Here is a 20,758-nt window from a genome sequence, read left to right on the forward strand (position 1 = left end):
GGGGCAAGGACCAAGGGCAAGTGCCAAGGGGAAAGCCACCTTTCCGGAGCGGGTATTGCCGGTCCCGTTGGCCGGTGGCACTGTGGACGCATGGCGATCTCGGTGCGGGCGGCAACGGAATTCAACGACGTGAAGACGATGCTCGGACCCAAAAGGAACCCCGAGGCGAAGGCCTGCTGGTGTTTGGGCCACCGCCTCGGCTCGGCACGGAACCACGAAAGCCAGAAGCAGGGCGCCGAACTCGTGCGCGTGCTGTGCGCCGAGGATCCGCCGCCCGGGGTCCTGGCCTACGAACGCGAGGACGTAGTCGGCTGGGCGGGGGTGCACCCGCGGGCAGACACGGCACTTGCGCTCAGCCGCACGATTCCGCACGTTGACGATCTTGCGGTGTGGTCGGTGTGGTGCATCCGGGTATGGGCAGGACATCGGGGCCAGGGTATTTCCCACGCGCTGCTTACAGGGGCGGTGGAATTTGCCCGGGGCTACGGGGCGCCGGCCATCGAGGGGTACCCGTTGGACAACCAGGGCAGAAAGACCGATTCCACCATGGCATATGTCGGCACCCGCGCCCTCTTCGAACGGGCGGGATTCACGAAGGCCGCCGACACCGATTCGATCATGGGCGGCTTCCGGCGCATCTTGATGCGTCTGGACCTCCGCTGAGGAGGCAGCGGCGCGATCGCCTTCCAGCGGCCCGGAATCCCCCCTGATCGACCAGACCGCCGCGGTGTGGTGTGTCGTCTTCCTCGGCGTGTAGTGATGTGAAACCGTGAAGAACATGGAGACCCCACCGCGGCCAGAAGAACGCCTGCCGCCCCTGAACGTCGGCGAGAAGTTCCTGCTGGGGCTCTGGGTGTTCTCCAACGTGGCGTTCGTTGCCGCGCCCCTGTTCGGTGGCTACGTCGGCGCGTGCCTGATCTACGGATTTGACGCCGTCCGCCCCGGGGTAGCACCTTGGGCAGCATTGATCATGGTGGGGATTCTGGTTGTCTGGCTGGTCATCAGCGATATTGTCGAGCTGATCCTGCGCAGGAACATGGCGCAACGGCACGCGGTCCTCAGGGAGGCGGTGTCCACGCTGAGTGGTGTCGTGATCCTGGCCGCGCTGTACGGCATCGTGTTCACCGAAGCGGTGCCAGCACTGGTGGCCGCCGTCTTCGCCGGCATTCTGCTGCTGGCATGCATTCCGCTGGTGAAGCTGCTCGAGAAACGGGCACCGGCCGAAGGTGCCCCGCCGGCCACCTAGACCTGTAAGGATGGTTTGACGGCGGTGCATGCCCCCGAAGGCCGCCGGTTGAGGCGGCATGACGCAATCCACGACCGAAGCCTAGGTGCGATGAAGAACGACCCGCGGCGAATGCCGGGCGACCCGCTGAGTCCCCACGAGCGCGCCCTGCTGGAGATCCTGTGCTCGGGGAAATGGCCCGGAACAACGGAGGCACGCGAACAGGCGGCCCATGCCCGCTGGGGCGGGCGGGAGTCCGACGAGTGCGAATGCTTTCTGGTCGATATTCCAGGGCACCTGAATCTTCCCAGGATTCCGAAGCGATCGGGCGGGCCGTTCGCGACCGTGGACGTCCATGATGGAGACGTTGCACTGGGGCACCTGAACCTATGGGCAGTGGACGGGCTCCTGCACTCGGTGGACTACATGACGTTCAACGTTCCGGATGACCGGCTCCCCGCCATGGAACAGCTCGACGACGGACCGTTTAGTTGAGGGGTCCGTCCAAGACCGCGCCCGGTTCCAATCCTGGAGCCGCTCCCCGCACATGTGGTGCGGGTCGGCTCGTCGAGGCCCGGAGCTGTGGCCGCACCTGTACCGGGCACGGAGCGGGTGCAGGCTCAGAGGCGAAGGAGGAGGGTGCCCTCGTCGAAAGCCGGGCCGGCCGGGGCGAACCCCAGACGCTCATAGACCGATCGTGCAGGGTTTCCCGCTTCGACGCTGAGGCTGATCGCGGGCAGTGCCTGGGAACGTGCCTGTTCGAGGATTCCGGCAATGAGTCGGGTTCCAAGTCCCCGGCCGCGTTGCCCCTCGGCAACCCAGACGCAGAGTTCGGGGATCGAGGCGGCGACGAAGCCGTAGCCCGGGTCCGTCGGGTCGAAATAGCGCAGCCAAACGACGCCAACCGCTTTTCCGTCCGGGTCTTCGGCCACCAGGCCGAAGTCGTCCTTCCCGGGCCACCGCGTGAAATAGTGGGCGATGGCAGGAATCTGCTCGATTTGCTCAAGCGTGAACCGTGGCCCCGGCCAGTTCATATTTCCCAAGGTGGCCCGCGCCAGCAATTCCTCCTCGCTAAACCGGAGCACGCGAAGCGTGGACGTTTCTCCCCCAAAGTTCCTCATGTCTGCCACCCTACAGATTCGGGCCTGCCGCTTCCACGATATGTCGGCCCCCGTCGGCCTATGGGCCGGAGACGAGGGTGACGGTCTGCAACAGGCCCGGCACCAGCACCAGCCCCAGCAGGCCCGAGGCAATGGCCCAACCGAGCGAACCCGCGCGCCAGGCAAGCCAGGCACCACCCAGTCCCAGAAGCACTGGCGCGACCATGAACCACGCGGGCAGCAGGGCCACGCTTCCGCCCCAGTCGGGCAACAGCAACGTGATGGCCACGGCGAGAAGCATGAGGATCCAAGTGGCAAGCAGCTTCCGGCCGCGGGGCGGAACGCGGCCGGGCTTCGGTGATGGCGCGGTCACTTGATGCTCCCGGTCCGGCGTTCGAGGCCCGGGACCGACAATTTACCGGCGACCATCGCCGCCCGGTGCGTCTTCCGCACCCACTCGGTCCTCAGCACGCCGTAGAGGTGGGGGAATAATTCCCCGTCGTCGCCGTCCTCCAGGCGGATCTCTACTCCCGCGGCGGCAATCGCTGCGGCGTCCAGCTCCAGCACCACCAGCTCACCGGAGAAATCGGAGTAGATGTGGCCGGCGACCACCGGGAGCTGCCCCGGGGACGAGCAGTGGATGAAACCGACCTCGGCCAAAGTTGCGCCCCGGGTCGATTGTCGATATTCGCCGGCGGTCTGGGCGCGTTCCCATGAACTCAATTCGGTCAGGTGCAGGACGGTTTCCATGCTCCCAGCATATGCAGAGGCGCGCGTTTGCCGATGCACCCCTTAACGGAAAAACGCCCGGCGGACGGTTATTGTCCACCGGGCGCTTCCCAGGATCCTTCTACTTATCCAACTGCAGCCCCACAAGCACCGGATCATGGTCCGAGGAGCGGAACTGGTCCGGGGAGAACAGCTGCGCCACGTTGTAGTTGTAGCGGCTGTACTCGTACGCCACCGACTCGGTGGCGTTGATGTTCCAGATCGTTTCACCGGTGACCCGCTGCGCAACCTCGCGCGAACCCAAAATATGGTCCAGGGAGCCGGTCCGGCCCCCGAACAAGTAGCTACGGGTATCCGCGCCGACTCCGAGATCCACGTATCCGGCCTCGGCCAGCACCTGGATCGGCTCCTCGGCGGAGTACGCGTTGAAGTCCCCGGCCAGCAGTACCCTGTTGGTGTTGCGTTCCTTCTTCAATCCTTCGGCGAATTCCACCAGGGCCTTCGCCTGCTCAACGCGCGCAGCGTTCCAGGCCCCCGCGCCGTCGCCACGGTCGGCGTTCTCCGAGCCGTCCTTCGGATCCGAGCCCTTGGACTTGAAGTGGTTCGCCAGGACCAGGAAGCGGCTCTTGGCATTTCCGCCAACGCGCTGGAATGCCTGCGCCAGGGGGTCACGTGCATTGTCGAACGCCGCATCATCCAGGATGACCGACTCGTCAATGGGCTTCACCGCGCCGTCCTTGTAGATCATCGCGGTGCGAATGACATCTTCATCGGCCGGAACCGACTCGGGGCTTGGCACGAACTTCCACTGTGACTGGCCCGCAGACTGGTTCAGCGCATCCACCAAGGTGGCGAGCGCTTCATCGCGATCGAGCCCGAAACGGGCGGAGTTTTCAATCTCTTCCAAGACCACCACGTCGGCGTCGAACGTGTTCAGCGCCGAGACGATCTTGGCCTGTTGGCGCTCGAGGCTCTGGCCATTGGCGGCACCGCGTGCGTCGCAGCCTCCGCGCACGGTGACCGGCTGGCCTTCCCGATCGGTGTAGTAGGTGCACCCGGAAAGCTGGTCCCCGGTGGTGGTGAAGTAGTTCAGGACATTGAAGCTGCCGACGGTGACGTTTCCGCCAACATCGGCCGGGCCCTCCGGCTTGATTTGTGCAAAGGTTGCCGGGATATCGGCATCCTCTGCCCCGATAACCTGCCCCTGCGGCTGCATCCGCCACAGGTCATAGCGGTAGTCCATGATCACCGGAGAGGTGAAGGTGGCCTGGGCACCGACGCTGACACGATGCCCCGCCGAAAGATACGGAAGCGGAACGGACTTGTTGGCTCGCGCACCGAGGAAGTTCAAGGTGGCGCCGTCATCCAGCACCACGGCCCGCCGCTCATTCTCGGCTTCCAGGGCTTGGGCCTGGGCACTGCCCGGGGCAAAGGCATCGGTGGCCTGGCGCAGGGTGCGCTCGCCGGGAAGGATCTCGCTGGTGCCTTCGGCGAGGGTCATCTCGCCGAACTGGTTCAGCGAATAGTTGTCGGCCACCGTCCACTGTCCCTGCGGGTCGATGAGCATGGATTCAAAGCGCTCGCGATCGGCGTCCGAGGAGGGGATGTCGATGGCCAGCGGCTTGACGGCATCGGCCGGCTCGCTGAGCACCTCAATGCCGGAAGCCGAGGCACTGACCTGGGTCAGTCCGAAGTATTCGCCGACCGTCCCGGTGACCTCCACGTGGTCGCCGACGGCAACCTTGCCCACTCCGCTTGGGGAGTAGACGAAGATCCCCGAGCTGCCCTCGGGGGAAATCTCACTTCCGCTGCCCGCGCTTTGGACGTAGAAGCCGCGGATGCCGCCCTCGGCGTAGGCGCCGGTGACCACCGCGCGAACGGTGACCTGCTCCCCGGCCATCCCGCTCGCGGCACCCGTGCCCTGGATCGTTTCAATGGACGTCGTTTCGCCGACCGCCGCCGTGGCCGGGGCAATTGCCCCCACGGCCATCGCGGCTGCCAAGGTGACGGTGGCGAACGCCGCCGTTGCGCTCTTCTTCATGGATTTCCCTCGATCGTCGTTGTCTCCGTGACGCGGTGGCGCACAGTATGTAGCCCGAACAGATTCGACCATTGGGACATGAATTCGGAATGAATTGGGTTTGAATCCCACGGAATCGCTCGCTTGATGGCCACTGAACCATCCAAGGTGATGAAGGAGAACACGTCCAGCCTTTTGGCTCTCCAAGATCAGGGGCCCGATGGAAGCACCACGTGGCCGGATCACCGATCCCCCGCCGGATATGGAAAATGCTCCCCCGGGCGGTTCCTGCGAACCGCTCGGGGAAGCATCGATCATGCCTCGGAGCTGCCTACTTGCCCTCGGCCAGGTAGAAGCCGATCGCCGTGCGCATCGACTCGCGGGCGCGGCGCCGGTCCCCCGCGGCGTCGTAGGCCAGGGCCAGCCGGTGCCAGGACTTCCAGGAGTCGGGGTTGGCCTCGGCCTCTTCCTTGTACTGCACGAAGTCCTCGTCGGCGGCGGCCTTGACGATTCGTCCCGAGGGGGTGCGCGGCAGGGTGTCTTCGGGCAGCAGGCCCTCGCTGGCCAGGATCGAGGCCATCTTCTGCGTGCGGGAGCCGAAGAGCACCTCACGGATGAGGATCCACACCCCGACCAGCGGGACCACCAGGGCGGCCACGCCGATGATCTTGGCGACCGGTTCATCGGCGGCGATGAAGCGCACGGCCGAGCCGAACGCGGCGACCAGATAGAACACGAAGAGCAGCAGGATGGCGCCGACCCAGATCTTGGTTTTCATGGCTTTCTAGCGTCCCAACTCGAGGTAGCCGTCAAGGCCGTAGGTAAGCCCCGGGCGCGAGGCGACGGTGCGCAGGCCCAGCAGCACGCCGGGCATGAAGGAAGCGCGGTCGTAGGAGTCGTGGCGCAGCGTCAGTTGCTCACCTTCCCCGCCCAGCAGGACCTCCTGGTGGGCAACCAGTCCGCGCAGGCGCACCGAGTGCACGTGGATGCCGTCCACCACGGCGCCGCGGGCGCCGTCCAATTGGGTTTCGGTGGCATCCGGGCTCGCCGCCACTCCCGCGGCTGCACGCTCGGCGGCGATCAGTTCCGCGGTGCGCACCGCGGTGCCCGAGGGGGCATCGACCTTGTTGGGATGGTGCAGCTCGATGATTTCCACCGATTCGAAGTAGCGTGCCGCCGTGGCGGCGAAGGCCGAGGCCAGCACCGACCCGAGGGCGAAGTTCGGGGCAATGAGCACACCGGTGCCGGGGTTTTCGGCCAACAGGTTGGTGAGGGATTCGCGCTTGGCGTCGTCCCAGCCGGTGGTTCCGACCACGGCATGCAGGCCATGGGTGACAGCGAAGCGCACGTTTTCCTCGGTACTGGCCGGGACCGACAGGTCGACCACGTGCGTGGCCCCCGCCTCCAGGATGGCTTCCAGCTTGTCTCCGCGACCCAGCGCTGCAACAAGTTCCATGTCCGTGGCGGCGTCGACGGCCTTGACGGCCTCGGCCCCCATTCGTCCCGATGCGCCGAGGACGGCGACTTTCAGTGGTGCACTCATGACTTCTAGGGTATCGGGAATTCGGGGCCGCTCCCGCGTCGGTGACGGGCACGGACCGGATGAGGTAGAGGCCGGGGTTCGTCCGGCGTCAGGATCCGATGCGTCCCAGTTCATGCCCGGCCTCATCGAAGGAGACCCGCGCCGTGGCGACCGGCTTGCGCAGCACCCCGGTCAGTCGATCGACGGCGTCACGGAAATGACGTTGGAGCAGGTCCACGGCGCCCTCACCGTCGCCCGCGAGCACCAGCTCCAGCCGTTCCCGGTGGGCCCGGTGCAGGTCGGTGCGAATAACGTAGCCGCCGGGGTTGCCGAGGCTGGCCAGTCGCGTCTCCACGACCAGATTGGCCATGTACTTGACCAGGCGACGGTTCCCGGACGCCTGCACCATCTCGAAGTGGAAGTCCAGGTCCGCGTCGCCGATGGATCGAGGGGATTCGAGGGCTTGGGGGCTGGCGTCGAGACCCTCCAGCCGGGTCAGCACCGCCGATGCGGCATGGAGGCGAATCGCCCGCTCCCCTGCGTCCGGCAGTGAGGCGATGACGCGGATGGCAGCGCTCTCCACCACCAGGCGCGTTGCGTAGAGTTCCTCCAGGTCGGCCGGGCGAATGACGGCCACACTCAGTCCCTGCCCCGGGATGGAAACCAGCAGGCCGTCCTGGATGAGCCGCTGGGTGGACTCGCGCAGCGAGCCCCGGCTCACCCCGAGTTGTTTGGCCGCCTGGGCTTCCTGGATGGGGGTACCGGGCATGAGCAGGCCTTCGTAAATGGCGTTGCGCAATTGGTTGGTTATCAAGTCGATCGTCGAGGATCGCTGCACCCGAACCATGCTTGTCGCCGAGGGCTGTTGACCCATGTCCACGGGTGCTCCGTTCTTCCTTCGCCGGTGTTGCCGCGTCGGCTCCCCCAGCCTCTTGGCCCCACCGGCAGACCCAATCGTAACTTAATCGTGATTTATGCCTGCAGGTGCCGGATTCACGGCGAAACAAGCCCTCCTGCCGCCTGGTTCCCTGACATCAGCCGGGATTCGAGCGCACCTCTTGCACGCTGCCAGCTTTTGTCAACAATCCAACGCCCCGAACATCGGATTGTCAATCGATTCTTTTCTGGCTAACGTGATCAACACCATACTGAGCGTCACCACCACCCACCACGATCGGGTCGGGTCTGCCTCACACGGGTGCCGCAACCCCTTCACAGGATCCGGCGCACGGGGCGGCTTGGCCATCGCACCCCGAAAGAGGTTTCTCATGAAGCGCAGCATCACTCGCAGGCCGTTGCTGGCCACAGGCGTTGTCCTAGCCTCCCTGTCACTGGCCCTCAGCGGCTGTGCCGGATCAACCACCACCGAACAACCCGGAGGCTCCGCCGCCGCCCCCGCGGGCGAAGGCAAATTGCAGGCACTGAAGGACAAGGGCTCCATCACCGTCGCCATCGCCGGCGAAGCCCCGTACTCATACGAGGAGAACGGCGAGCCCACCGGCGCCACGATCGCCCTGGCCAAGAAGATCTTCGGAGACATGGGAATCAAGGAAGTCAACACCGTCTTGGTCGACTGGAACGGCTTGATTCCCGGCCTGACTGCCAACCGCTCCGATGCCGTCAGCGCGGGGATGTCCATTCTCCCGGAGCGTTGCGCCAACGCCGACTTCTCCGACCCCGAGATCATGTACACCACTGCCCTGATGACCCAAAAGGGCAACCCGAAGGGCCTGAGCGACCTCGACTCCGTCAAGGAGAAGATGGATGCCGGGGAAGACATCAAGCTCGCGGTGCTGGCTGGCGGCATCGAGGCCGGCTACGCCGATTCCCTGGGCCTTGAAGTGCAGTCGGTTCCGGATGCGCAGACGGGCATGGACACCGTGGACAACGGCCGTGCCGATGCGTTCGCGATGACCGCGATCTCGCTGAACTTCATGGCCGATGAGAACCCGGACGCCAATGTCGAGGTCACGGAGGCCTTCGTGCAGGAGATCGACGGGGTTCCGCAGATCGGCGCGGGAGCCACCGTCTTCGCCCAAGGTGACGACGAGCTGCGCGAGGCCTACAACGAGGGCCTGGCCAAGATCACCGAGTCCGAGGAAACCTACCTTGCCGTCGTGGGCGAATACGGCTTCACGGCCGAGAACCTTCCGCCCAAGGACCTGACCACCGAAGAGCTCTGCGAAGGCACACCGGCCCCGTAGCCGCACCGTGAGCGGTGGCGCCGGCAGCGATGCCGGTGCCACCGACGGGATCCGCCCGCGCCATGCGGTGATGGCGGAACGACTGCCCGTCTCCGGCCGGAGACACCGACGAGATCGATGACCCAAAGGAGTCCATCACCTGTGGACGAAAAATTTGCGGCGCTAGGGGAGGCCATGCCGCGGCTGCTGGACGGCATTCTGGTCACTGTCCAGCTCACCGTCCTGGGCGGGTTGGCGGCCTTCGCCCTGTCCGTGGCGCTGGGCCTCGCTGCCACCCATCCATCGAAAGCCGCGCGCATCCCCGCGCGCATCGTCATTGAGTTCTTCCGCGGCACCTCGCTGGTGGTGCAGCTGTTCTGGCTGTTCTACGTGCTTCCCTTGCTCGGCATGGACCTGCACCCGCTGTTGGTCGGCGTGATCGGCCTGGGCCTGAACTACGGCGCCTACGGGGCAGAAGTCGTTCGCGGTTCCATCAATTCGGTCTCCACCGGCCAGTGGGAAGCCACCACGGCGCTGAGCATGGGCGCCGCGCAGCGGATGTACCGCGTGATCTTCCCCCAGGCCTGGGCCCTGATGATCCCGTCCCTGAACAACCTGCTCATCCACCTGATGAAGGGAACGGCAATCGTCAGCTTCATCACGATTGCCGACTTCACCTACCACCTTGACCAGCTCAAGCGCGTCACCGATACCGTGTTTGCCTACGGGGTGGTCGGGCTGCTGAGCTACTTCATCATCGCGCTGGTCCTGACCTTCCTGATGAACACCCTGGAACGCCGCGCGAAGCGCAAGCTCGGCCAGGGCATCACGGTCAAGTCCATACTGAGTCCGGCACCCACTGTCGGCACTCCGGCGGGAGGAGCCATATGATTGCCGTCAACACCGCCCTGGAATGGCACTGGGACAGCACCTGGGAGGTGCTTCCGACGCTGCTCATGGCGTTCCTCAAGGTCACCTTGCTGGTCACTGTCCTCAGCACGCTGATTGCCGCGGTCCTGGGCCTGTTCATAGCAATGGCCATGCGGATGGCCCCGCGGCCGGTCGCCTCCACCATCAAGTGGATCGCCAACTTCATCCGGATGACGCCCATCGTGGTCCAGCTGTTGTTCGCCTACTACGCGTTCCTGTCGCTGGAGGGGGTGACGATCGGCATCATCGTCTTCGGCATCCACTATTCCACCTATATGTCGGAGGTCTACCGGGCCGGGATCGACTCGGTGCCCAAGGGCCAGTGGGAGGCCACCACCGCGCTGTCGATGTCCTCGCGACGCACCTGGACCGCCGTCGTCATTCCGCAGGCGCTGCGCGCCACCATCCCGGCCCTGGGCAACTACGCGGTCTCGATGTTCAAGGACACCCCGTTCCTGCTGGTCATCGGCGTGGTCGAACTCGTGAACGCCGGGTTGATCTTCGGCGGCAATGCCTTCCGCTACGTCGAACCGCTCACCCTGGTGGGAATCATCTTCCTCCTGGCCAGCTACCCGACCTCACTCCTGATTGGAAGATTGGAAAAGCGCCTTGCCTTCAACACCTGATTCCGCAACCAGCCCGGCGGCCGCCGGTTCCGCACCGTCGGCACCCGTGATCGAGTTCCGCGACGTCGAGAAGTCCTACGGCAGCAACGTGGTGCTGCACGAGCTGAACTTTTCCGTCGCCAAGGGCGACCGCGTCACCCTGATCGGCCCCTCCGGGTCCGGCAAGACCACCATCCTGCGCCTGGTCATGACGTTGGAGGAGGCCACTGACGGCTACATCTTCATCGACGGCGAACCGCTGACCCACGAGGAGCGCGGCGGCAAGCGGGTGGCCCGCAGCAAGAAGGACCAGAAGCGGATCCGCCAGCGGATCGGCATGGTCTTCCAGCAGTTCAACCTCTTCCCGAACATGTCGGTGCTGGAGAACATCATCGAGGCCCCGGTCCACGTGCTGGGCCAGTCCAAGGCCGAGGCAACGGCCCGGGCCAAGGAGCTGCTGGAGAAGGTCGGCCTGTCCGACAAGGCCGACCAGCACCCGACTTCTCTTTCAGGCGGGCAGCAGCAGCGCGTGGCCATCGCCCGGGCCCTGGCCCTGGACCCGGAAATCCTGCTGCTGGACGAGGTCACCAGCGCGCTGGACCCGGAGATCGTCGGCGAGGTGCTGGGCATCCTGCGCAACATCGCCGAGACCACCAACATCACGATGCTGATCGTCACCCACGAGATGCAATTTGCCCGCGACGTCTCCAACCGCGTGCTGATGTTCGACGGCGGCAAGATCGTCGAGGAGGCCCCGCCGGCGGTCATGTTCAGCGACCCGAAGCACCAGCGCACCAAGGACTTCCTGCACGCCGTGCTCGGCGGCGAGGAGGGCACCATCGGCACCCACTAGGGGGCGCATTGCCCACCGAAGTACCTCCGGGCAATCCGCCTCACAAGGCAAGGGATCGTTCGGCGGGCATTCGCCGGACGATGCCCTGCCTCTCGCAGACAGCCTCCCATCAACCCACCCTGCCGACCCGCACCCCGAACCCCTTGTCAGTGTTCCGCGCCACCCCCTATCGTTGTCAACAATCTACCAACTGTGTTAAGGGGTCACGATGGAACATGTGGGCGTCGCACCAATGCTCTTCACCACCGAGGAGTATGCCGCGCGGCTGGCCGCGGCGAGGGTGCGCATGCAGGAGCAGGGCCTGAGCGCCCTGTTGGTCACCGATCCGGCAAACATCTACTATCTGACCGGCTACAACGCATGGTCTTTCTACACCCCGCAACTGGTCTTCGTCCCCATGGAAGGGGACATGATCCTGTTCTCCCGGGAAATGGACGCCAACGGGGCCTTCCGGACCAGCTGGCTGCCGCCGGAAAACATCGTGGGATATCCCGAGCGCTACGTTCACCGCCCGCACCTGCACCCCTTCGACTGGGTGGCCTATGCCCTGCGCGCCCGCTACCTGATCGCCCCCGCGGCCAAGGGTTGCGTGGGCCTGGAAATGGACGCACACTTCTTCTCCCCCAAGGGATATCGCTCGCTGGTCAACGCCCTGCCGGAATGGACCTTGGTGGACTGCTTCGAGTTGGTCAACTGGGTCCGGGCCGTCAAGTCTCCGGCGGAGATCCAGCTGATGCGCCAGGCCGCGGTGTTCACCAACCTGGCAATGCAGGCCGCCCATGACGCCATCGACGTCGGCGCCCGCCAGTGCGATATCGCCGCCGCCATCAGCCAGGCGCAGCTGTCGGGCACCGCGGAGGCCGGCGGCGACTACCCGGCGATCGTTCCGATGCTCCCCACCGGTCAATCGGCCGACACCCCGCACCTGACCTGGAGCGACGAACCGCTGAAGCCGAACGAGGCGATGATCGTGGAGCTGGCCGGCGCCTACCACCGCTACCACGTGCCGATGGCCCGCACCTTCATGCCCGGCAAGCCCTCCCCCCAGCTGGAGCACCTGGCCCGGGCCACCGACCACGCGCTGGCCGCGGTGCTGGAGGCCGTGGCACCGGGCACCCCCGTGCAGGAACTCTCTCAGGTCTTCAACCGGACCCTGTTTGAATACGGCTATGAGAAGGCCTCGCGCATCGGCTACTCGATCGGCGTGGGCTACCCGCCGGACTGGGGCGAGCGCACGATCTCCCTGCGCAGCGAGGAGTTGACGGTGCTGCAGGAGAACATGACGTTCCACCTGATGTGCGGCATGTGGATGGAGGGCTACGGCTACGAGGTCTCGGAGGCGATCCGGGTCACCGACACCGGGGTGGAGACCTTCACTGCCTTCCCTCGCGGGCTGGTGCCCGCCGGCGAGGCCCGCCTGGCAGCGGCCGAGTCCAGCACCCTGCTGGGCAACCCCGGCGAGCGGGCGGTTTCAAGCGGTCCCGGGCTGGCGGGGCTCCCGCAACCGCTCACCGAACCGCGCCGCCCGGCCACTCCGCGCTTTGGCTTCACCACCCCGACGGAGGAACCCATGACCGGGCCGGTCGGCATCGTTGCGCGCAACGCCGAGCGGGCCGACAGGGACCCCGCCTGGCCCGTCACACCGGAACCGGAGGCCGAGCCCGAAGCGGAGAACGGCGATGCTTCCCCGGGGCAGACTCCCTGAGCACCCAGGGGGCTTGCCGGCGACGAATCAGGAGGCCGCGTCGTCCCGGCGGCCCCTCGCGGCTGAGGGGCCCACGAGGTGGTCTACGGCGCTGTCCATATGGTCGGCGAGCGCCCGGTGGAGTTCCGGCACGTCGGCGTCGAGGATCGCCTGGGCAATGCGCCGGTGCCCGGCGATGCGCTCCGCGACGGGGTATTCGGATTTTTCCAGGGCCGAGAGGCACATCCGGGTCTCCGTCACCAGCGTGCCGTGGATGCGGCTGAGCCGCGGGCTGTCGGCCAACCGGACCATGGCCTCATGGAAGGAGATGTCGCTTCGGCTCAGTGCGGCGGGGTCGGTCCCTTGGGCCTCCATCTCTGCCACGATCCCGAGCAGTTCCTTACCGACCTGGCCGTTCGTGTGATCGACCTCGATGATCTTCAGCGCGGCACCACGCTCGACCGCGGTTCGCGCCCGATAGATGTCGGTGATGTCGGCCTGCGTGAACTGCGCGACGAACAGGCCGCGGTTGCGGATGCTCACCAGCAGCCCCTCCTGGGTCAGACGCTGCATGGCCTCGCGCAGCGGGCCGCGGCTGACACCCAGGCGCCCGGCCAGGTCGGCTTCGGCCAACTGTGCGCCCGGCCCGAACTCGCCGTTCTCGATCGCCATGCGGATCTGGCGCGCAATGATGGCCGGCGTGGATTCCTGTTTCAGCGGTTCGATGCTCGATGCGGTCATGCCGGTGGTTCCTCGCTTGGGCCGAATTGTCTAGATGCAGACAATCCTACAACCGGTGGGTACCATCGGCCGGGCCACCACGATTGGCCCGTCGTTATGCCTCGCTGACTGCCTTCTTCAGCAATTCCACCAGTCGCTGCTGGTCCTCGGCGGTCAGCCTGGTCACCGCGTAGGAGCTCGGCCAGAAATTGCCCTCGTCGAGGTTCGCGTCTTCCTGGAAGCCGATCGTTGCATACCGCACCTTGAACTTGGCGGCGCTCTGGAAGAACACCACGACCTTGCCCTCGGCATTGGTGTACGCCGGCATGCCGTACCAGGTCTTTGCCCCCAGGGACGTGTGCTCCTTGACCAACCCGTGCAGGGTTTCGGCCAACTCCTTGTCCGAACCGGTCATCTCGCCGATGGCCGCGAGGCACGCCGCTTCCAGGTCGGCACTTTTCTTGGAGGCCTTTTCCTCGGCTACCGCTGCCTTCATGGCAGCCTTTTCCTCTTTGCTGAAAGCCGTGCTCATGGGGATTTCCTTTCATTGATCTGCTTTACCAGACCCACTCTAGGCGGAACCACTAATGGGCGCTTCTTGATTCCTGCTCGGCTTGGTGGGCGTCGCGGGGATGCTCTCGGGGAATCTTGCAGCGGCACGCAGGCTGCGTCGTGGTTGTTCCCCGACCGCCTCGGAGAAAAGTGCGCGCGGCAACGGGACGGCGCTAGGCCCTTGGCGCTCATGGTTCCCGGCTTCTCCCGGTCCGTGCACGCTCCGCGCACGCTGTCTTCCCACCGCCAGGGTGGCCGGGTTGGCCGGTTCTGTGCGATCAATATCCATCGGGAACTCTCCTCGAGTCTGCGACACCGCCTCGCGGCGGGCGGCACCCCATCGTCTCCCCCCGCTGGTGGCCCCCGTCGGGCCTGCCGGTTTTCGCGGGCCAAACATATGGCCAACGGCAGAGGGGGCTACCTGCGCCTACGGCTCCGGTAACCCCCCTCGTTCATGTCTGTCGTGCTAGCCGGCGTCGACGACGTTCCAGCTACGGTCCTCGCGGTTCCAGGCCACCGAGGCGTCGCGCAACTTGCGCAGCGACTTCAGGACGTCGCGGTTGATGGCCGGGTGCCCGTTTTCATTCGTGTAGACCCACTCGTCGCCGAAGGCCTCCGCAATGCGGGGCACCAGGGCTTCCTGGTGGACGGTCTTTTCTTTGTGGATCGCGTCAAGGATCCACTGGGCAATTTCTGGTGCATTGGTCATCTGTTCAGGGTACTGGTGCGCGGGACGGAGCACACAACGCGCGCCGGTTGGGACGCCTGAGGTTCAGGCGCTGCCCACCCATTCGACCTCGCCGTCGGCGAAGAACTGTTCCTTCCAGACCGGCACGTGGGCCTTGACGGTTTCCACCAGGTCGCGGCAGGCGTCGAAGGCCGCCCCGCGGTGGGCGGCGGCTGCGGCCGCCACCAGGGCGGCGTCCCCGATGTGCAGCTCCCCCACCCGGTGGGCCGCCCACAGCCGGGTCCCGGGGTGCCGGGAGGCGACCTCGTCCACCAGCTCGACCATCCGCGCCGGGGCGCTGGGGTGGGCGCTGTAGGTCAGTTTCAGCACCTCGCGGCCTCCGTCGTGGTTGCGCACGATGCCGCCGAAGGTGACCACGGCGCCGGTGTGCTCTGACTCCACCGCGTCCCAGGCGGTGTCCGCGTCGATGGGGGTGTCGCTGATGCCCGCGAAGACCGCTTTGCCGGGTGATCGGGGCCCGTTAGTGGGCATGGCGTCCCTCCAGCTGGTCGCAGATGTGCGTGAGCAAGGGAGTGAGCACCGTGAGCCCGTCCATGACCCCGGAGGGTGAACCCGGCAGGTTCACGATGAAGGTCTCCCCCGAGACCCCCGCATGCCCGCGGCTCAGCGCGGACATCGGGGTCTTTTCCCGCCCGGCTGCGCGCAGCGCCTCCATGATGCCGGGGACCATCCGGTCCAGCAGCGGTTCGGTTTCCTCCGGCGTCCTGTCATCGGCGCTGAGTCCGGTGCCGCCGGAAGTGATGATGACGCTCGGCTTGGACAGCAGCAGTCCCTGCAGCGCAGCCCCGACAGACGGGCCGTCCGGGACCACGATGGCCGGGATGACATCGAAGTTCTGTTCCTGGAGCCAGTCGGCAATGACCGGGGCGCTGGCATCCTCGTAGATGCCCATGGCCGCACGGGTGGATGAAATGAGGATGGCCGCCTTGCGAGGGGCGCCCAGTGGTTCACAGGCACTCATGCGCGCAGTTCTCCTTCGGTGTTGGGAAGTTGTTGGGGAGCAATGTCCCAGGATCCGGACTTGCCGCCGGACTTGGCCAGCACGCGCATGTCGGTGATGCTCGCGTGCTTGTCGACGGCCTTGATCATGTCATACAGGGCCAATGCCGCGGTGCTGACCGCGGTCAACGCCTCCATTTCGACACCCGTGACGCCGCGGGTCTTCACCGTGGCAACGATGCGCACGGAGTCTTCGGCGTCCAGGTCGAAGTCGATGACCACCTTGGAAATCGGCAGCGGGTGGCACAGCGGGATGAGCTCGGAGGTTTTCTTGGCCCCCATGATCCCGGCAACGCGGGCCACGGCGAGCGCGTCCCCCTTGGGCATCCCGGCACCGGAGATCAGTTCCAGGACCTCGCCGGTGGTGTGAACGAAGGCCTCGGCGGTGGCCTGGCGGCTGGTTTCTGCCTTGTCGCTGACGTCGACCATGTGGGCGGTGCCGTCGGCGCGAACGTGAGACAGCGCGCCGGGCGTCGGATTGTCGTTCGGTTCGGGTGTGGTTTCGCTTCTCATGAGCCGTCTCCAATGATCATGATGTCCGCGCGGCTTCCCGCGGGCAGGGTGGTGGTCTCCTCGTCGAGGAGGATGAAGGCGTTGCTGGCAGCCAGGGCGGCCAGGAGGTGGGAGGAGGCCCCGCCGACGGGCGCGACGGTGCCGTTGGCGTAGCTGCCGCGGCGCACCTGCAGCTTGCCGGGCACCGAGTCCAGGTCCTCGGTGAGCGTGGCAGTGGTCAAGACGCGTTCGGGCAGGCCCAAGGCCATGGCCAGGACCGGGCGGATGAACATCTCAAAACTGACATAGGCGCTGACCGGGTTCCCCGGCAACGCAATGAAGGCCACCGGCGCACAGCCGGGCAGGATAAGGGTGCCGGAGCCCTGGGGCCCGCCGGGCTGCATGGCCACGGAGCCGAATTCGATGCCGTGCTCGCCGAGCACCGCCTTGACCACGTCGAAGGCACCCTTGGAGATCCCCCCGCTGCTGAGCACCAGGTGGTAGTCCCTGTCGCCGGCCATCAGCGCCGCCCGCAGGGACGTGGTGAACTGTTCGGGCGAGTCATCGAGTACGCCCGCGACGGCCACCTGGCAGCCGGCACCCGTCAGCGCGGTGTGCAACAACGTGGTGTTGGCGTCGTGGATCTGCCCCGGGCCCAGCTCCCCGCCGGGGGCGACCAGTTCGTCCCCGGTGGACAGCAGCAGCACCCTCGGCCGGGAATGGACCTGCACCTCGGCCAGGCCGAGTCCGGCCACGATGCCCAATGCCGTGGGGCCAAGCCTTGTCCCTGCCTCCAAGACCAACGCACCTTCGGCGATGTCGCTGCCGCGGGCACGCACGTAGTTGCCCACCGGGCTGGAATCCGGCAGCACCACGGTGAATCCGTCTGCAACTTCGGCGGTGGTGGGAAAGCGATCGGGCACTGCCGCCTCGACGGGGATGACGGTGTTGGCCCCTTCCGGCATCGGGGCACCTGTCATGATGGGCGCGGCGGTGCCGCGCACCAAGGCAGCGGCAGCCTGGCCGGCGGCGATCGGGGCGACCACCCGCAAGGCACCGGAACCCAGGTCCCCGGTGTGCACCGCATACCCGTCCATCTGGGAGTTGTCCCAGGGCGGCAACGCACGCGGGGCCAGCAGGTCGTGGGCCAGCGTGCGGCCCAACGCCTGGACCAGCTCCAATGGTTCGCTGCCCGCATCCCGCAGCGCGGGAGCCAACAAATCCTCTATGGCTTCCAGGTGCCCGCGGACGCTGCGGCGAAATGGTGGTCTCATGCCTTCCATCCTAGGTCGCAGTGGTGGTGCCGGATTCCTAGTCACCGAATTCCTTCATCAGTGCAGCCACGTTTTCCTACGCGCAGCACGTTCGGCGGGGCCGTCGCTGTCCCACCATTGCCGCCACTTCGACCGTTGCCAAACATGTGCCCATCTGCGCCGTGGTTCAGCAATCCCTGTTCCTTCGAAGATCCGAAAATTCCTGCGCTCCGAGCGCCACCACGAATGTCGCCGTCCTTGGAGGACGCTGATGGCCGGAGCAGGCTGGTGGCCAGTCGGACCACGCTGCCTTCAAAAAAGCATACCGAGGCAGCGGGCACGGTGAAGCCGTGGCCGCTCGTGCTGCCACGGCTGAATCGCTCGCCTGGGGAACCGCCGCCACGGCTTCGGCAGGGCCTGAACCTATCGGGCCCCGACTGGCAATCCAATCGTCACTGTGGGCAAGGCAGACCCCCGGGAAGCTTCTTCCCGGGGGTCTGATAACTGGGGGTCGGTGGAATTGTGGGTTTTGGGCTGGAAGCGCTGAAGCGGGTTTTTCCGGCGACCGCTGACGGCGATCCCCGGCAGCCCTTCCTTGACTGCTACAACCGCGCCACCAACCGCTCCGCCGTCCGCAGGGCCAGCGCAGCCAGCGTCAATGTCGGGTTGGCCGTACCGGCGGTGGGGAACACCGATGAACCGACCACCCACAGGTTCGGCACGTCATGGCTGCGGCCTTCCGCATCCACCACCGAGGTGGCCGGGTTTTCACCCATCGCCGTCGTTCCCATGATGTGCCCGGCACCGAATGGGACGTCGGAGTGGTTGCGCTCGGTGGCCTCCAGCTCTGCGAACAGGTTTTCATGTACGGCGGCCGCGTCGGCCATGCCGGCGCGGACAGACGCGCCGACGGCGAAGGTGATGCGGGGACGAGGCAATCCGATGTCGTCGAGGTTGTTGAAGTCCGGCACGATGCGGTTGCCCGGGTCGGGCAGCTGCTCGACCGAGCTGGCAAACCGGATCTCGCGCTGGACGTGCTCATTCCAGCGCCGCGCCAGTGCGTTGCCGCCTTCGCGCAGGCGTGGGAACGGAGCGGGGGCGGTGAACTCGAACGTCGGATCACCGATGGGGAACCGCCATCCGTCGTTGCCGATCTCGACGCGGAAGGCACTGCGCGCGTCCGCATCGGGACGCTCGCGGGTGCTGTCTATCCCGGCCGTCGAGCCCGGGCCGCGCTGGGGATACACCGGATCGCGAGACAAGGCCCACGACAGCTGGATCGGGTGGTCCATCAGGTTGCGACCCACTTGATCCGAGGAGTTCGCCACTCCCCGCCCATTGTCGCTGGACAGCAGCAGCTTCGGCGTCTCGATGCCGTGCGCGGCCAGCACCACGGCCTTGGCCAGCACCGTGTGATCGGTCCGGTCGGGTGTGCGGTATCGCACCCCGGTCGCGCGGCCACCGCTCACCAGCACGTCGAACACCACGGCGTTGGCCACCAACCGTGCACCGTTCTCCCGGGCACGCTCCAGGTGGATGAGCGCGTCATACTTGGCGCCGATGGGACAAATGGGGATGCAGTTGCTGTTCCCCTCGCAGCGCGGACGGTCATTGAAGGAGGATTCGGAGTTGCGTGCCTGAGGGGTGGACCGAACCTGCAGACCGATCCCGGCAGCGGCTTGGCCGATCACCCGGTCCAGAAAGCTGGTCGGTATCGCCTCCATGGGGTACCCCGCGCTGCGCGGTGACCCCAGGTCCTCGTTCGAGTCTCCTGAAACGCCCATTTCGCGCTCCGCCCTGACATACCACGGCTCGAGATCGTTGTAGGTGATCGGCCAGTCCGCGCCGACCCCGAACCGGGTCCGCATCTCGAAGTCCCTGGGCAACAGCCGCGGCGTGCTGCCCAGCCAGTGCCAGGTGGTGCCGCCCACGATCCGTTCATAGGTGGAGCCGAAGGCATCGGGTCCGTCCTGGATGAAGTAGCCGGTGCCGGGAACCCCGATCTCCAGGCTGGTCGGATGTGGCGCCCACGGCACATTCGGGTACGGGCTTTCGGGGACCTTGGCCGGGGCGGCCCGAAAGACCTCGACCGCTTGGTCGCGATCCACCGGTGGTCCGGCTTCGAGCATGATGACGCCGACACCCGCGCGCGTGAGCGCATCGGCGACCAGGGCTCCGGCCACGCCGGAACCCACGATGACCACATCGGTGGTGAGAGTATCGCTCATGGCACATCATCCCATTTCGAAAAGCCGATTTCCGTGCTCGCCGGCTCGGCGAACGGCAGCGTCTCCCACGCCAGGGCCTCCAGGTAGTCAGCGGTCCGGCCATTGACCAGGCCCGAATACCAATGGACAAGGATCTGCCGGGCTGTCTCCGCCACGGCATCGTCATCCAGGACGCCGCTGCGACGAACTTCGTCGAAGGTCCTGGGTCGACGCTTCACGCGCACCGTGCCGTTGACCAGCACGCGGAGTGTCTGCGCGTGTGCCGGATCATTGCTCAGGGCCCGCAGGTACTGCTGACCCACCTCGTCGCGCAGACTGAATTCATTGTCGGTCAAGATGTCCGAGAGCTCCATGAACTCATCGAGCGTGACCGCCCGCGGCGTGGTTGCTGCCCTGACCGGTGGCGCCGTGAGGCCGCCTGCGGCAACGGCGCCCGCGGCGGCGGCAAGCCCGACCAGCACCCCGCGCCGAGTCGGGAGGTGTGCGGGGTCTCGTTCACTCTGCGTGAGAGCTCCCGACTGAGGATCCTGTAGTGCCATGCTCTTCTGCCCCCCGAGATCAACTGGTGTGGGTTCGACGCGGCTGGGGCCCTATGGGGATAGGACGGCATTGCCGTGGACTCTTCATGATTCTCCCGAAACCGACCCGACGGCAATCCCTAGATTTGGGGGGATGCACACCACTCAGTCGCACAGAATATAGGGACCCGGCCAGCCCGAAGGAAAGCTTCACGTGGGTGGGTATGGCACGCCATTCCCTGGGGGCGGTGGATCGTTGCGGCGTCAACCAACCACACCGGGTGAATGCCGGCGGCAGCACTGTCGCGCTGTCCGCCAAGGGCCAAGCCACAAATGGTCAAAAGGCCTCCCCCGTGGACTACCCTCGATATATGGCGACGAACACAGACACACCCCG

The 20,758-nt window shown here is 66.1% G+C and carries 24 protein-coding genes; 8 read left to right on the forward strand and 16 right to left on the reverse strand.

Annotation, left to right across the window (positions count from 1 at the left end; translation table 11 throughout):
* Positions 1-90: 90 nt before the first annotated feature.
* From Q2T94_RS01255 to Q2T94_RS01265, 3 genes are all read left to right on the forward strand, one after another.
* Complete coding sequence (locus Q2T94_RS01255; RefSeq protein WP_302262589.1) at positions 91-663, forward strand: GNAT family N-acetyltransferase; 573 nt, start codon at positions 91-93, stop codon at positions 661-663.
* A gap of 115 nt (positions 664-778) precedes the next feature.
* Positions 779-1,246, forward strand: a complete 468-nt coding sequence (locus Q2T94_RS01260; RefSeq protein WP_302262590.1) for a hypothetical protein — start codon at positions 779-781, stop codon at positions 1,244-1,246.
* A 90-nt stretch (positions 1,247-1,336) separates the two neighbouring features.
* On the forward strand, positions 1,337-1,720 hold the full coding sequence (locus Q2T94_RS01265) for a hypothetical protein (RefSeq protein ID WP_302262591.1): 384 nt from the start codon (positions 1,337-1,339) through the stop codon (positions 1,718-1,720).
* 125 nt (positions 1,721-1,845) lie between these two features.
* Here Q2T94_RS01265 and Q2T94_RS01270 read toward each other — a convergent pair whose 3' ends face one another.
* From Q2T94_RS01270 to Q2T94_RS01300, 7 genes are all read right to left on the reverse strand, one after another.
* Positions 1,846-2,346, reverse strand: a complete 501-nt coding sequence (locus tag Q2T94_RS01270) for a GNAT family N-acetyltransferase (RefSeq protein WP_264270333.1) — start codon at positions 2,344-2,346, stop codon at positions 1,846-1,848.
* Between the two features lie 58 nt (positions 2,347-2,404).
* Positions 2,405-2,698 carry a hypothetical protein gene (locus tag Q2T94_RS01275; protein ID WP_302262592.1) on the reverse strand — a complete coding sequence of 98 codons (294 nt, stop codon included), beginning with the start codon at positions 2,696-2,698 and terminating at the stop codon, positions 2,405-2,407.
* Complete coding sequence (locus Q2T94_RS01280; protein ID WP_302262593.1) at positions 2,695-3,075, reverse strand: DUF952 domain-containing protein; 381 nt, start codon at positions 3,073-3,075, stop codon at positions 2,695-2,697. The genes Q2T94_RS01275 and Q2T94_RS01280 overlap by 4 nt, the downstream gene beginning before the upstream one ends.
* A gap of 100 nt (positions 3,076-3,175) precedes the next feature.
* Complete coding sequence (locus Q2T94_RS01285; RefSeq protein WP_302262594.1) at positions 3,176-5,095, reverse strand: ExeM/NucH family extracellular endonuclease; 1,920 nt, start codon at positions 5,093-5,095, stop codon at positions 3,176-3,178.
* A gap of 310 nt (positions 5,096-5,405) precedes the next feature.
* Entirely contained in the window at positions 5,406-5,852 is a 447-nt protein-coding gene (locus Q2T94_RS01290) for a tetratricopeptide repeat protein (RefSeq protein WP_302262595.1), read from the reverse strand.
* 6 nt (positions 5,853-5,858) lie between these two features.
* Positions 5,859-6,617, reverse strand: coding sequence for a 4-hydroxy-tetrahydrodipicolinate reductase (dapB, locus tag Q2T94_RS01295; RefSeq protein ID WP_302262596.1), 759 nt, complete (start codon positions 6,615-6,617; stop codon positions 5,859-5,861).
* An 88-nt stretch (positions 6,618-6,705) separates the two neighbouring features.
* Positions 6,706-7,470 carry a GntR family transcriptional regulator gene (locus Q2T94_RS01300; RefSeq protein WP_302262597.1) on the reverse strand — a complete coding sequence of 255 codons (765 nt, stop codon included), beginning with the start codon at positions 7,468-7,470 and terminating at the stop codon, positions 6,706-6,708.
* Positions 7,471-7,864: 394 nt separating this feature from the next.
* On the opposite strand from Q2T94_RS01300, the gene ehuB reads away from it, so the two are divergent.
* The 5 genes from ehuB to Q2T94_RS01325 all read left to right on the forward strand — a co-directional run bounded on the left by ehuB (position 7,865) and on the right by Q2T94_RS01325 (position 12,872).
* Entirely contained in the window at positions 7,865-8,800 is a 936-nt protein-coding gene (gene ehuB / locus Q2T94_RS01305; protein ID WP_302262598.1) for an ectoine/hydroxyectoine ABC transporter substrate-binding protein EhuB, read from the forward strand.
* A 141-nt stretch (positions 8,801-8,941) separates the two neighbouring features.
* The gene (gene ehuC / locus Q2T94_RS01310) at positions 8,942-9,670 is read left to right on the forward strand and encodes an ectoine/hydroxyectoine ABC transporter permease subunit EhuC (protein WP_302262599.1); all 729 of its coding nucleotides are present in this window, start codon (positions 8,942-8,944) and stop codon (positions 9,668-9,670) included.
* Positions 9,667-10,335: an ectoine/hydroxyectoine ABC transporter permease subunit EhuD gene (ehuD, locus tag Q2T94_RS01315; protein WP_264270342.1), complete on the forward strand. Its 669-nt coding sequence runs from the start codon at positions 9,667-9,669 to the stop codon at positions 10,333-10,335. The genes ehuC and ehuD overlap by 4 nt, the downstream gene beginning before the upstream one ends.
* Positions 10,319-11,167 carry an ectoine/hydroxyectoine ABC transporter ATP-binding protein EhuA gene (ehuA, locus tag Q2T94_RS01320; RefSeq protein ID WP_436836803.1) on the forward strand — a complete coding sequence of 283 codons (849 nt, stop codon included), beginning with the start codon at positions 10,319-10,321 and terminating at the stop codon, positions 11,165-11,167. Before ehuD ends, ehuA begins: the two co-directional genes overlap by 17 nt.
* Before the next feature lie 208 nt (positions 11,168-11,375).
* Positions 11,376-12,872, forward strand: a complete 1,497-nt coding sequence (locus Q2T94_RS01325) for a M24 family metallopeptidase (RefSeq protein ID WP_436836804.1) — start codon at positions 11,376-11,378, stop codon at positions 12,870-12,872.
* A 27-nt stretch (positions 12,873-12,899) separates the two neighbouring features.
* On the opposite strand, the gene Q2T94_RS01330 is transcribed toward Q2T94_RS01325, so the two are convergent.
* The 9 genes from Q2T94_RS01330 to Q2T94_RS01370 form a co-directional block, all read right to left on the reverse strand.
* Entirely contained in the window at positions 12,900-13,592 is a 693-nt protein-coding gene (locus Q2T94_RS01330; RefSeq protein ID WP_302262600.1) for a GntR family transcriptional regulator, read from the reverse strand.
* A 94-nt stretch (positions 13,593-13,686) separates the two neighbouring features.
* The gene (locus Q2T94_RS01335; protein ID WP_302262601.1) at positions 13,687-14,103 is read right to left on the reverse strand and encodes a hypothetical protein; all 417 of its coding nucleotides are present in this window, start codon (positions 14,101-14,103) and stop codon (positions 13,687-13,689) included.
* A 486-nt stretch (positions 14,104-14,589) separates the two neighbouring features.
* Positions 14,590-14,832, reverse strand: a complete 243-nt coding sequence (locus Q2T94_RS01340; protein ID WP_302262602.1) for a DUF6953 family protein — start codon at positions 14,830-14,832, stop codon at positions 14,590-14,592.
* A gap of 63 nt (positions 14,833-14,895) precedes the next feature.
* The gene (locus Q2T94_RS01345) at positions 14,896-15,342 is read right to left on the reverse strand and encodes a molybdenum cofactor biosynthesis protein MoaE (RefSeq protein WP_302262603.1); all 447 of its coding nucleotides are present in this window, start codon (positions 15,340-15,342) and stop codon (positions 14,896-14,898) included.
* The gene (locus tag Q2T94_RS01350) at positions 15,332-15,832 is read right to left on the reverse strand and encodes a MogA/MoaB family molybdenum cofactor biosynthesis protein (RefSeq protein ID WP_302262604.1); all 501 of its coding nucleotides are present in this window, start codon (positions 15,830-15,832) and stop codon (positions 15,332-15,334) included. Before Q2T94_RS01350 ends, Q2T94_RS01345 begins: the two co-directional genes overlap by 11 nt.
* Positions 15,829-16,383, reverse strand: coding sequence for a cyclic pyranopterin monophosphate synthase MoaC (gene moaC, locus Q2T94_RS01355; protein ID WP_302262605.1), 555 nt, complete (start codon positions 16,381-16,383; stop codon positions 15,829-15,831). Before moaC ends, Q2T94_RS01350 begins: the two co-directional genes overlap by 4 nt.
* Positions 16,380-17,636: a molybdopterin molybdotransferase MoeA gene (locus Q2T94_RS01360; RefSeq protein ID WP_302262606.1), complete on the reverse strand. Its 1,257-nt coding sequence runs from the start codon at positions 17,634-17,636 to the stop codon at positions 16,380-16,382. The genes moaC and Q2T94_RS01360 overlap by 4 nt, the downstream gene beginning before the upstream one ends.
* A 581-nt stretch (positions 17,637-18,217) precedes the next feature.
* Positions 18,218-19,843 carry a GMC family oxidoreductase gene (locus tag Q2T94_RS01365; protein ID WP_302262607.1) on the reverse strand — a complete coding sequence of 542 codons (1,626 nt, stop codon included), beginning with the start codon at positions 19,841-19,843 and terminating at the stop codon, positions 18,218-18,220.
* On the reverse strand, positions 19,840-20,382 hold the full coding sequence (locus Q2T94_RS01370) for a sugar dehydrogenase complex small subunit (RefSeq protein WP_302262608.1): 543 nt from the start codon (positions 20,380-20,382) through the stop codon (positions 19,840-19,842). Before Q2T94_RS01370 ends, Q2T94_RS01365 begins: the two co-directional genes overlap by 4 nt.
* Between the last annotated feature and the right edge of the window lie 376 nt (positions 20,383-20,758).

Origin of the sequence: Paeniglutamicibacter sulfureus (assembly GCF_030512175.1) — a bacterium.
Taxonomy (GTDB): domain Bacteria; phylum Actinomycetota; class Actinomycetes; order Actinomycetales; family Micrococcaceae; genus Paeniglutamicibacter; species Paeniglutamicibacter sulfureus.